General features: G+C 68.6%; 8 protein-coding genes. 5 read left to right on the plus strand and 3 right to left on the minus strand.

Annotated elements, in window-relative coordinates; translation table 11 throughout:
• Nucleotides 1–66: 66 nt before the first annotated feature.
• Nucleotides 67–3,321, minus strand: a complete 3,255-nt coding sequence (locus A37W_RS22765; protein WP_018302598.1) for a calcium-binding protein — start codon at nt 3,319–3,321, stop codon at nt 67–69.
• A gap of 308 nt (nt 3,322–3,629) precedes the next feature.
• On the opposite strand from A37W_RS22765, the gene A37W_RS0108460 reads away from it, so the two are divergent.
• From A37W_RS0108460 to A37W_RS0108470, 3 genes are read left to right on the plus strand one after another with little or no spacing between them, the layout of a single operon-like run.
• A complete protein-coding gene (locus A37W_RS0108460) occupies nt 3,630–4,796 on the plus strand; it encodes a nucleotide sugar dehydrogenase (RefSeq protein WP_018302599.1) in 1,167 nt (388 codons plus the stop codon).
• A 1-nt stretch (nt 4,797) separates the two neighbouring features.
• Complete coding sequence (locus A37W_RS0108465) at nt 4,798–5,664, plus strand: ABC transporter permease (protein WP_018302600.1); 867 nt, start codon at nt 4,798–4,800, stop codon at nt 5,662–5,664.
• 34 nt (nt 5,665–5,698) lie between these two features.
• Nucleotides 5,699–6,385, plus strand: a complete 687-nt coding sequence (locus A37W_RS0108470) for an FkbM family methyltransferase (RefSeq protein WP_018302601.1) — start codon at nt 5,699–5,701, stop codon at nt 6,383–6,385.
• 238 nt (nt 6,386–6,623) lie between these two features.
• Here the strand turns inward: A37W_RS0108470 and A37W_RS0108475 are convergent, their stop codons facing one another.
• Nucleotides 6,624–8,228 (minus strand): tetratricopeptide repeat protein, encoded by a 1,605-nt coding sequence (locus A37W_RS0108475; protein WP_026198376.1) that lies wholly within the window; start codon nt 8,226–8,228, stop codon nt 6,624–6,626.
• A 259-nt stretch (nt 8,229–8,487) separates the two neighbouring features.
• Between A37W_RS0108475 and A37W_RS21320 the strand changes: the two genes are divergently transcribed.
• Entirely contained in the window at nt 8,488–9,864 is a 1,377-nt protein-coding gene (locus A37W_RS21320; RefSeq protein ID WP_018302602.1) for a calcium-binding protein, read from the plus strand.
• 323 nt (nt 9,865–10,187) lie between these two features.
• Nucleotides 10,188–11,027, plus strand: coding sequence for a hypothetical protein (locus tag A37W_RS0108485; protein WP_018302603.1), 840 nt, complete (start codon nt 10,188–10,190; stop codon nt 11,025–11,027).
• Nucleotides 11,028–11,053: 26 nt separating this feature from the next.
• On the opposite strand, the gene A37W_RS0108490 is transcribed toward A37W_RS0108485, so the two are convergent.
• The gene (locus A37W_RS0108490; protein ID WP_018302604.1) at nt 11,054–11,716 is read right to left on the minus strand and encodes a glycosyltransferase family 25 protein; all 663 of its coding nucleotides are present in this window, start codon (nt 11,714–11,716) and stop codon (nt 11,054–11,056) included.
• Between the last annotated feature and the right edge of the window lie 103 nt (nt 11,717–11,819).

Raw genomic sequence — 11,819 nt, forward strand, 5'->3', positions numbered from 1 at the left:
GAGAGAACCGGGGGACCGATCGACGCGCGGGGCGGGGCGGGACGACCGCCCCGCCCCGCGCGACCATCAGATCAGGAAGATGTCCGTGGCCGCCAGGTCGGGCGCGTCCTCGAGGACGGCGATCACGTTCTCGCCGCCGCGGCCCGAGCCGTTGAGGTCGATGATCAGCTCGCCCGTGGCGCGGTCGTATACCACCCGGTCGCCGCCGTCGCGCGCCTCGTCGTAGGCGAAGACCTGGCCCGGCAGCCGGCCCTGGGGATAGCCCTCCTCCGGCACGTCGAGCACGATGCGGTCGCGCCCGCTCTCGAAATCGGCGATCCGGTCGGTGGCGCGGAAGCCGTCGCCCGGCACTTCGAAGACGAAGCTGTCGGCGCCGCGGCCGCCCTCGAACCGGTCGGACTTGGAGCCGCCGCGGAACGTGTCGTCGCCGCCCGCGCCGACGATCCGGCCGCCCACCGCATCGGTGAAGGCCACGTTGGCCGCGCCGCCGGTGACGGTGATCTCGCGCGAGCCCTCGATCCGCACCAGGCCGCCGCCGAGATCGCCGAAGCCCATTTTCGTCGTGGTGCCGGAATTGCCGATGTCCAGCGTGAGCTCGTTGGCATCGGACTGGCCGATCGACCGCCTCGACACCGTGAGGTCGAGATTGTTGATGGAGGTCATGTCGAAGGCGTCGACGCCCGAGTAGTTCCCGGTCTCGCCCAGCGGGCCGGTATAGAAGGACACGTCGAGCTTCATCGTGTCGAAGCCCGCGCCCGTGATGGCCCGGAAGTCGTCGCTCTCGAAGTGCGAGCGGCTGATCGTGAAGCTGTCATCGCCCTGGCTGCCGAGGATGAACATCTCGTCGGCCCGCGCCACGTCCGTGATCGAGCTGTCGGCGTCGTCGAAGTACTTGTCGGCGAAGCCGCCCGGCCTTTCCGCGAAGAACTTGAAGTTCTTGGACGACAACTGGCCCGGCGAGACGTCCTTGAGCCGGATCGAGGCGTCCAGCCCCATGCTGACGATCGTGTCGTCGCCGTCTCTCACCAGTTCGAGCTGATTGAACTTGGTATAGGCGGTGCCGACCAGCGCGATCACGTCGGAGCCACGGCCGCCGGCCTTGAAGTCGGTGATCTCGTCGTTGCCGCCGCCGGTGGCGTAGATGAAGGCGTCGAGATTGCCGCCGCCGGTCATCCGGTCGTCGCCGCGGCCGCCGGCGAGGAAGTCGATCGCGTCGCCGCCGATCAGCCGGTCGCTGTTCTCGCCGGTGGAGAGATCCCCGCCGAGCCTGAGGTTCAGCTTGCCGACCTGGACAGCGATCGTCGCCTCGTCCGAGGCGGTGACGATATCAGGCCGCTCGGCCGCCTGCAGGTGGCGGAAGGTGACGTCGTTGTCCTCGATCGTGGAATAGGGGTGCTCGGGGAAGATGCCCGGGTTCACCGCCATCCATTGCGGCATCACGCCCGCGGGATAGTCCTGGATCATCTCGTCCACGACGACACGGTTGTCGGCATCGGGGCTGCCGTGGAAGTTGATGTCGCGGTTGGCGAAAGCGACATGGATGTCGTTGTAGTGCTCGGCGTGGAACGACGAGAACAGCACCGCGTGGCGTGCGTCGATCGAGGTGATGTCCTCCAGCGTCGTGCGGAACGATTCATAGAGATAGTAGTGGTAGCCGTTCGAGGGATCCTTGTTGTGGGCGCCCTCGGCGTAGAGATCGCTGCCCTCGACCTCGTAGGTTCGCTGGAAGCGGAAGGCGTGGCTCGCCGGGTCGATCACGCTGACGCGGGAGATCGTGGAGTTCTCCAGCCCGTCGAGCTCGATCGCGGGGATCGAGTTCCAGGCCCGCATCGTGTTGGAGAAGTCGTAGCTGTCGGCCTCGCCCCAGCGCCCCTGCACGGTGAAGTCCGACAGGTGCACGTTCTCGAGGTAGGTGGACCGGCGCGCCTGCGCCTGCCCGCCCTCGAAGGTGAAGGGCAGCGGGTCGGCAAGCGTGACGGTGTCGCCGTCGACCGCCTCGACGCGAGTGCGCACTTCGCGCAGCCAGTAATCGGACGGGCGCGCCTCGTTGACCGGCTCGTTCCAGCCGGTATTGCCGGTCTCCTCCAGCCAGGCGGCGTCGTTCGGCTGGTGGATGAAGATGAGGTCGCCCACCTTGAAGTCCGAGGCGTCGCGCAGCCGGATCGTGCGCGACCCGGCGGCGGCGTCGGCGGCGACGGGCGTCACCGCGTCGAACAGCACGTCGTCGGTCAGCGCCAGGATCACCGGCGCCGCGGCGGCGTCGGGAATGGCGTTGCGCAGGATCGTCTCGCCCTCGCCCGCGCCCTTGATCGTGATGTCCGAGCGCGCGATGCGCAGGCTTTCGGTGATGTCGAACCTGCCGGCCTCGAGATTGATCGTGGCGCCGACGGGGGCGCCGGCGATCAGCTCGACCAGCTCGATCGTGGCGGTGTCCGCATCGGCGAAGAAGACGCCCCGGTCCTGGCCCGCAAAGATCAGGTCGCGGGCGTCGAAATCCCCGCCCGCGGCGCCCTTGAGCGTGAGGTCGAGCCCGTCGCCGGTCAGCCGCAGGTCACGCCCCGAGGTGGCGACGTCGATGTCGTCCATGCCGCGGATGCGGCCGAGCGCGGAGATGTCCACCCGCTCCAGGTAGTCGGCGGTGTCGAGATCGGTGATCGTCACCGCGCCGGCACCCGCCTCGACGACGAAGAGGTCGTGCCCGTCCCCGCCGGTCAGCGTGGGCGATCCGTCGCCCGATTTCAGCACGTCATCGCCGTCGCCGCCCTCGAGCCGGTCGCGCCCGCCGCCGCCGGTCAGCGTGTCGTCGCCCGCGCCGCCGCGCAGCCGGTCCGATCCGGTGCCGCCATGCATCGTGTCGTCCCCGCGCCCGCCGAGGACGTCGCCGTTCACGCCGTCCGCGACCCGGATCGAGGTCGGCAGCGCCGCGTCGGTGTCGTAGATCGTCACGCGGCCGGTCCCGGCGAGGATCACCCCTTCCCGGCTGCCCACCTCGCGCAGGTCGAGCTGGGTGATCGGGTCGTCGTCGAAGATCAAAGTGAAGGTGCCGTCGTCGGACTGGTCGAGCAGGCTGGGCAGAAACTTGAATTTCAGGTCGCTGAGCGAGGACAGGTCCATCGCGTCGAGGCCCGTGAACCCGGCGAACATGCCTGAATCGAACGACAGCTCGCCCTCCCGCTCGAGCACGACGGTGTCGAAGCCCGCGCCGAGCGAGATCCGGTCGGCGGGCGAGAGGTTGCCGAGGCTCGGCGGAAACTCGACGATGTCGTCGCCGGAGGTTCCCCGGGCGCTGTCCGCGCCTTGGGTCAGTCTGATGATGGCCATAGAGTACGTGTCCCTGTTTCGGAGCCGAACCAAGCCCCGGATCCGCCCTTCCTTACTGGGCGGAATGTGAACAAAATTTCCCCGTCCCGCGGCTTTTTCGTGAAAAAGGCCTCGCGCTTTCCGTTTGTGGAATCTCCCACGGCCCCAAGTCAGACGAATCTTCGCCCGGGCGGCAGAAACGGGCTTGCGTGACCCCGGGACCACGATCCGCCCCCGTGCCCCTGCAGGCCGGTCGCGGCGCCTCGGGCCTTGCATCGGGAGCGCGTTTGCCTTTCCTGCCCGGAAGCAAAGCGACCGGAGTGAGAGAAATGAAGATTGCCGTCGCCGGCATCGGCTATGTGGGCCTGTCGAACGCCGTCCTGCTGGCCCAGAACCACGAGGTCGTGGCGCTCGATCTCGATCAGCGGCGCGTCGAGAGGCTGAATGCCGGGCAGAGCCCGATCGTCGATCCCGACATCGAGCGTTTCCTCGCCGGGGGGGCGCTCGACCTGCGGGCCACCGCCCGGCCGGAAGAGGCGCTGACGGGGGCCGAGATCGTCATCGTGGCCACGCCCACCAACTACGACCCCGTGACCAACCATTTCGACACCCGCTCGGTCGAGGCGGTGGCCGAGCAGGCCGCCGCGCTCGCGCCGGCCGCCTTGGTCGTGGTGAAATCAACCGTGCCGGTGGGCTTCGTGTCGGGTCTGCGGGCGCGGACCGGGCATCAGAATGTGATCTTCAGCCCCGAATTCCTGCGCGAGGGGCGGGCGCTGCACGACAACCTGCATCCCAGCCGGATCGTGGTGGGCGAGCGCTCGGACCGGGGCCGCCGCTTCGCGGATCTGCTGCTCGAGGGCGCGGTGACGAAGGACGTGCCGGTGCTCTTCACCGACCCGTCCGAGGCCGAGGCGATCAAGCTGTTCTCGAACACCTACCTCGCGATGCGGGTCGCCTTCTTCAACGAGCTGGACAGCTACGCGATGACCCACGGCATGGACAGCCGGCAGATCATCGAAGGCGTCGGCCTCGATCCCAGGATCGGCGGCCACTACAACAACCCTTCCTTCGGCTACGGCGGCTATTGCCTGCCCAAGGACACCAAGCAGCTGCTGGCGAACTATTCCGAGGTGCCGCAGAACCTGATCGCGGCGATCGTGGACGCCAACCGCACCCGCAAGGACTTCATCGCCGACCGGATCCTCGCCCGGGGACCGAAGACCGTGGGCATCTTCCGCCTGGTGATGAAGGCCGGCTCCGACAACTGGCGGCAAAGCTCGATCCAGGGGATCATGAAGCGCCTGAAGGCCAAGGGGATCGAGGTGATCGTCTACGAACCGGCGCTCGGAGAGACGGAGTTCTTCGGCTCGCCGGTGATCGCGGATCTGGAGGCCTTCAAGGTGCGCGCCGAGGTGATCGTGGCTAACCGGATGACCGACGACATCGCCGAGGTGGCCGACCGCGTCTTCACCCGCGATCTGTTCGGCTCGGACTAACGTGACCGACTCGGCCGCCGCCTCGACGATCCGGGATGCCGCGCCGCCGGTCCCGATCCCGTCCCGGGGCCGGCGGCGGCTGCGCCCGGTGCGGCGCACGATGCGCTTCGCCGGGCCGCGCACGGTGGCGGCGCTGATCCTGCGCGAGATGGTGTCGAGCTACGGACGCTCCCCCGGCGGCTATGCCTGGCTCATCATCGAGCCGGTCCTGGGCATCCTCTTCATCACCGCCTTCTTCATGCTGGTGGGTCTCCGGACGCCTGCGCTCGGGACCAATTTCGGCATGTTCATGGCGACCGGCATGTTGCCTTTCACGATGTTCACCGACCTGTCCAACAAGACCGCCCAGTCGATCAACTATTCCAGGGCCCTGCTGGCCTATCCGCGCGTGACCTATATCGACGCGATCCTGGCGCGGACCGGTCTGGCGGTGCTGACCAACCTGCTGGTCACCTTCCTGCTGCTCACCGGGATCCGCATGATCTGGGAGACGCGTACGGTGGTCGTCATCGAGCCGATCCTGCTGTCGCTGACGATGGCCGTGGCCCTGGGCGTGGGGATGGGGCTGCTCAACTGCTTCCTCTTCACCCGCTTCCAGATCTGGCAGCGGGTCTGGTCGATCGCGACGCGGCCGCTGTTCTTCATCTCGGGGATCCTGATCCTCTACGAGTCGATCCCGGCCCCCTGGAACGGCTATTTCATCTACAATCCGCTGATCCACGTCACGGCCTCGATGCGGGCGGGCTTCTATGTCGGATACGAGGCGACCTATGTCGATCCGGGCTACGTCTTCCTCGTCTCCGGGATCCTCGGACTGTGGGGGCTGCTGATGCTGCACCGCTTCCACCGCGATTTGCTGGAACTGTGAGACGCCGCGCGGGGGCGGAACGAAGGGACACGGGATGACCTTGATCAGCGACGCCGATTTCGCCCGCGAAGCCAAGGCGCGTGGCTTCGTGCGCCGCACCAGTCCGCGGCGGGCGATCGAGGCGCTGGCGCCGCGCGCCGACCTGATCGTGGACGTGGGCGTCCATACCGGCACGAAGTGGCTCTACGACGCCTTTCCGGACCTGCCCTTCCTGCTGGTCGATCCGCAGCGCGGCTGCGAGGCTGCGCTGAAGGAGCGGCCCGCGCGCTACGAATTCGCGGCGGTGGGCCTGTCGGACCGGACGGGCCGGATGGAACTCTTCGAGCAGGCGGCCAACAGCACCTTCCACATCCGCACCGCACTGTCGTCCATGCAGCCGACCGGGGCCCGCTACGGGGTGGAGGTCACGACCTTCGACGACCTGCTCGACGCGCGCGCGCCGGGGACCGGGCGGCTCGGCGTCAAGATCGACGTCGAGGGCCACGAGCTGGCGGTGATCCGGGGGCTGGAGCGGCACGCCCCCCGCGTCTCCTTCCTGGTCTGCGAGATCAGCGTGCTCGACCGGTTCGAGGACACCCCCGCCTTCGCCGAGGTGATCGGCGCGCTCGCCGCGCGGGGGCTGCGCTTCTACAACCTGATGAACCCCGTCACACCGAAGCCGCGCCGCCATGTCGACGCACTGTTCCTGCGCGATGACGATTCCGCATTCCGGGGTGGCTGAGAGCCCTGATCCACCGGATGGCGCGGACGCCTCGCATCGTGGAAATGGCGGGACCGCCGGTGGGGCAGCATGCTGCGAACCTGAACCCGAAGCCGACCGCAAGGACGTGCCGCATGACGCTCCATTTCATCTCCGGCCTGCCGACGCGCCGGATCGACGCTGCCGTTCTGAGCGCGATCCTGCAGTCGAGCCGGGCGGGGCCGACGCCCCGCCCTTCCGGGTCCCTCGGCCGCGCGCCTCAGGGCTCCAGCCAATCGCGCAGCCTTCCGTCCGCGATCACCCGCGGCAGCAGCTGGTGCTCGCTCTGGCCCTCGAGCGGATGCAGCTCGACCCCCGGGAGACCGGCCAGGTCGCGGGCATGGTCGCGGTCGGTGGCCCGGTTCGCGGCGAACCACAGATGGATCGGGGTGGCGGGACCGCCGATCCGCGGCAGCACCTCGCGCAGGTCCAGATCCTCGGGCGGGAAGGATCGCGACAGCTTGCGGATTAGGGCCTTTACCCGCGTGTCGCCGCCGGTCAGGAACCGTCCGATCGAGGTCGGCGTGCCGAGCCCGTGGGTCTCCGCCGCGCCGAGTTCGCGGCCGTAGCTGACCGCGCTGTAGGCGCCGGCCGAGGTGCCGACGACGATCAGCCGCTCGGTCTTCAACTCCGCCAGCTTCTCGCGCAGCGCGGCGATGGTCGAGGCCCGGTCGGGGCCGAGTTCGGCCACCCCGCCGATGAACAATCGATAGGTGTAGTCGCGCAGCAGGATCGTCGCCGCCCCGGTCGCGGCCGCCACCGCGTCGATGATCTCGTGATCGAAGTTCATCCGGTGCGCGAGGTTGGTCAGCCCCAGCAGCGTGACCCCGGTGAGCGAGGGACCCGACATCGTCACCTCCGCGCCCCTGTCCTGCAGCAGCGGGCGGCGCCGCGCGGCGGGGCCGGGCAGCGCGCGGATCACGTCCTCCATCACCTCCTCGCGCGCGGCGAGCGCCTGGCCGCGGGCCTCGGCCTCGTCGCGCGCCTCGACGGCGAGGGCCAGCGCCTCCTCCGTCTCGCCCTCGATCGCGGCGAGATAGGCGCGCCGCGCGATCAGTGCGGGGCCGCTGTCCTCGGCGTCGAGATCGCCGGTCTTGCTGCCGGCCGAGAGGCTGTCGGGCCAGCGGGCGTTCAGGCCCGCCATCAGGTCGCGCGCCTGGGCCGGCTCGAGTCCCATCATCGTCGAGCGCAGGTTGGGAAAGCGCGGATCCTCCGGCGCATTGTCGATCGCCCCGCGGATGAACTCGATCGCCTCCTCCGGCTGGTCGGCGCGCAGCGCCGCGACATAGGCATAGCGGTAGGCGACCGAGCGCGAAGGATCGAGCGAGAGCACGATCCGCGCCGCCTCGCCGGCCTTGCCGGGCCGCCCGCGAGAGACCTGGATGCGCACCAGTTGCATCCCGAGATCCGCCTCCGGGGCCACCTCCATCAGCCAGGTCAGGAAGCGGGCATGGGCGTCGGCCTCGAGCAGGCCGCCCCCGGCGCGCAGATCGGCGTAGAGCGCGCGCACCTCGGCCACCTCCGCCCCGGCGGCGCCGGCGAGGGTGAGGCTGCGCAGCGCCGCGTCGGGCTCGGCGAGGGCGATCTCGGCCCGGGCGCGCAGGATCTCGAGCTCGGGATCGACCGGCGGCGCCGCGGGCGCCTCCGGCGCGGCGTTCCCGCCTGTCTCCGCCTCCGCATCGCCAGCGCTCTCCGCGCCGGCCGCTCCGCTCGCCCCGGCGTCCGCTTCCGCACGGGCCTCGATCAGCCGCAGCGCCTCCCCGGCCTCTCCCGCCTCGAGAATGCGCCGGATCTCGGTCAGCGCGTCGGTCCTGTCGCTCGGCATCTGTGCAGCTCTCCTTAGGAATCCGGGGCTCGAAGGCCCTCCGGGAAGCCCGGGCGGTCCGGGGCGGTCCGGGCGGGGCGCACCTTAGGCGCGGGCCCGCCCTGCCGCAATCGCCCGCCCCTTTTCGGCCCTTAAAGGGGCGGACAGGGCGCGGCCGACCTCACGAATTCGCGATCGTCAGAAACTATCCGTTTTTCGGCCCGTTGCTGGAAGCAAGGGCGCGCACCTCGCCGCGCCCGAGACCTCAGGGAGATGTCGAATGGCCCATTTGGGTAACTCGTTCACCGCCGCCGAAGCCTTCAACGGCCTGGCGACGGATTTTTACGCCACCGACCTTGTCGCGCTGAACAGTTCGGGAGCGAGCGGTTCCGTGCTCGCCAGCTATTACGTCGAGGAGGACGGCTCGGGCTACATCAACGTGGCTCTCTCGGCGCAAGGCCTGGCGCCCGGCGCGCATGTCCAGCACATCCACGGCACGTTCGACGAGGACGGCAATCCGACAGACGCGCAGACGCCCACGCTTGGCAACGACGCCGACCGCGACGGGGTCGTCGAGGTGCTCGAGGGCGTGCCAGCCTACGGCGACGTGCTGATGCCGGTGCAGGGCCCTGACGGCAGCCAGCCGACCGCCGATGCCAGCGGCAACCTGTTCTACGTTCAGAGCTTCGACATCCAGGACGCGGCGAACTTCTTCAGCCCCGTCACCGGCGCGCAGTACACCTTCTCGGACGTGATGGATCTCGCCCTGCGCGAATACGTCATCCACGGCGTGGTCGTGCCGCCGGAGATCGGCGCCGGCACCGGCGGCGAGGTCGACGGCACCCAGAACGGCCTCGTGCCGATCCTGCCCGCGGCGGCCGGCGAGTTCGACATGATCTCGGGCAGCGACGCGCTCGCCGCGATCAACGGCTTCCGGGCCGATGCCAGCGACGAGATCCGGCTCGATGACGCCGGCAACTTCTTCGACGGCGGCTACGGCGACGACACGATCTCGGGCCGCGGCGGCGCCGACACGCTCTACGGCGGGGCCGACAACGACCGCATCGACGGCGGCTCGAACAACGACATGTTGTTCGGCGGCTCCGAGCGCGACGCGCTCTACGGCCGGTCCGGCAACGACCTGCTGGTCGGCGGCGACGGCGACGACGCGCTGTTCGGCGGCTCGGGCGACGACATCTTCGGCGGGCTGCTCGGCGACGACCGGCTCACCGGCGGATCGGGCCGCGACGAGTTCCACTTCGACGCCGGAACGGGCGCCGACCGGATCACCGACTTCACGCAGGGCGAGGACGTGATCTCGTTCCTCGACGACGGTGCGATCTCCTTCGCCAATTCGAACGAGGACGCGAGCGCGCGCGGCGACAGCGACCTGTCGGCGGACGACTTCGCCATGGTCGACACGATCGCGATGATCTCGGCCTCGGAGGACCAGAAGGTGGTCTACACCGACTCCGAGTTCTCGGACATGCGCAACGGCACCGGCGCGGCGGCGGAAGCCTATGTCGTCGGCACCGACGGCATCCGCACGGCCATCGCCTACGACGACGACTGGTCGACCACCGAGGGCCGCGAGCTGATCGCGGTGCTGCAGAACTTCGGCGACATGATGACGGCGTCGGACTTCGACGTCTACTGATACGAGACCGGGCAGGGTCTCCTAGACTCCGCCCATTCTCCCCTCTGGCGGGCGGAGCCTTTCGGGGCCCGCCCGTCCTCTTCCTTCTGGTGCGCGGGGTCTTCGCCCCCCACCCCGTTCGTATTCCTCCCTTTTCTTCCTGACCTGACCGGGCGCAGGATCGGCAGGGTCATCGCCATGGCGCCCTCGGGGGACGCTCCCCGGGAGGATCCGGCCCCTCCACAGAAAGGGCAAATCGTCCGCCGCGCCCGTATTCGGGTAGCGGCCCCGCCGCCATGCTGGCAGAAAACCTTCGGGAACCTGACCGTCCGGGCGGAAAGACATTGCAGATACTGATCCATGCCGGATTTCACAAAACCGGTTCGACGTTCATTCAGAACCTTCTGGCCCATAACCGCGACCGACTGCCCCCATCCGTCGCCGCGGTCCATCAGGCCGACGCCTCCAGCCAGCCGCTCCATGCCGCCTGCCTGAACTACGACCGAGCGCTGCGCGCCGGTGAGGACGAGGCCGCAGCGGCCACAGCGCGGGAGGCCGTGCTGGCGGCCTGCCGGGCGCTGGTGAACGCCGCCGGCACCGGGCTGCGCACCCTGCTGATCTCGGACGAGGAGATCGCGGGCGTCATGCCCGGACGGCAGGGCACACGGCGCATCTATGCCAGTATCGGGCAGATCGGCGCGGCACTCGTCGAGGGGTTCGCGCCGCATCCTGTTCGGTTCGTCCTGTATCAGCGCCAGACCGAGCGCTGGCTGTCGAGTGTGCACAACCAGGCGGTCAAGCAGCATCGCCTCCGGCTGCCGCTGGATCAGTTCCGGGACTGGCTCGCCGAACCGGTAGATCTCGATGGCGTTCTGGCGCGGCTGCGTGCGGCCGTAGGTGGCGAAAACGTCGATGTCGTCCGGTTCGAGGACGACCTGCAAAGCCCGACCGGTCTGGGAACAGCGCTGCTACGGAAGGCGGGGCTGGATGATGCCTGGATCGCGGCTCTCGAGGTGGACGGGCTCAACCTCAACGAAAGCCTGCACCCCCTGGCGCTGGAGCTGATGATCGAGTTCAACCGCACCAGGACGGGCGGCGCGGAACTGCGTGCGATCGCCCGCATCCTTCTCGCGCGGCACGAGTGGTTCGAGGATCTGGCCAAGGGGCGGATAGCCCCCCGCTAGGTCCGGCCCGCCGACCAGGACGGATATCAGATGTGATCGGAGCCGAATTTCCCCGCCGAGACTGATTTCATGGCCAGCCCGTAGCAGACCGTGTCTCGAACATAGAAGACGTCCACGTCCAGGAGCATCTCCTTGGCATCCATGAGCGCGGCAACACGCGCGACGGCTGCCCGGTCGGGAAAGATGCAGAAATGGGCGCCAGTGCAGTGATGCGTCTCCAGCACCTCCGACAGGCGCGTCAAACCGCGGCCGAGGGGCGGCGCGACGAACCGCTTCCCGACGGTCGGATCGGTCGGCTTGCGTTCCCTGTAACGCGGATTCAGCAACACCATATCTGCATCTTCCGGCAATTGCGTCCGTTGCAGATACTCGAGGCCGTCGGTCCAGAAGAACGGCTGCAGCTGCAGATCGTCCTCGATCAGGGCGAAAGGACCGTCCGATCCGGCGTCGAGGAAGGTCTGGAGCGCCCGACGATGGGATTGCCATATCGAACAGACCGCCAGGGCCGCCGACGTTCCCGGCTCGACCGTCAAGTCGTGATCGCTAAGCTTGCCCGACAGGCGCGTGGCCGAAAGGCGGACCATCCGCCATGGAGCGGGCGCCAGGAGCCGTTCGATATGCGCCCGCCGATCGGGACGCTCATCGAGATTAATGAAGACCCCCAGGTCGGCGATCAGATTTTGAGCCATGTTCTTTCCGAAAGCAGCTTGCCGACAGTGCCCGAAAAAGTAGCGCAACCTGAAAGGGCGGCATACGGCGCCCTTACGGTAAGCCAATTTGGCCGTGGGTCGG

This window comes from Wenxinia marina DSM 24838 (assembly GCF_000379485.1).
GTDB classification, from domain to species: Bacteria; Pseudomonadota; Alphaproteobacteria; order Rhodobacterales; family Rhodobacteraceae; genus Wenxinia; species Wenxinia marina.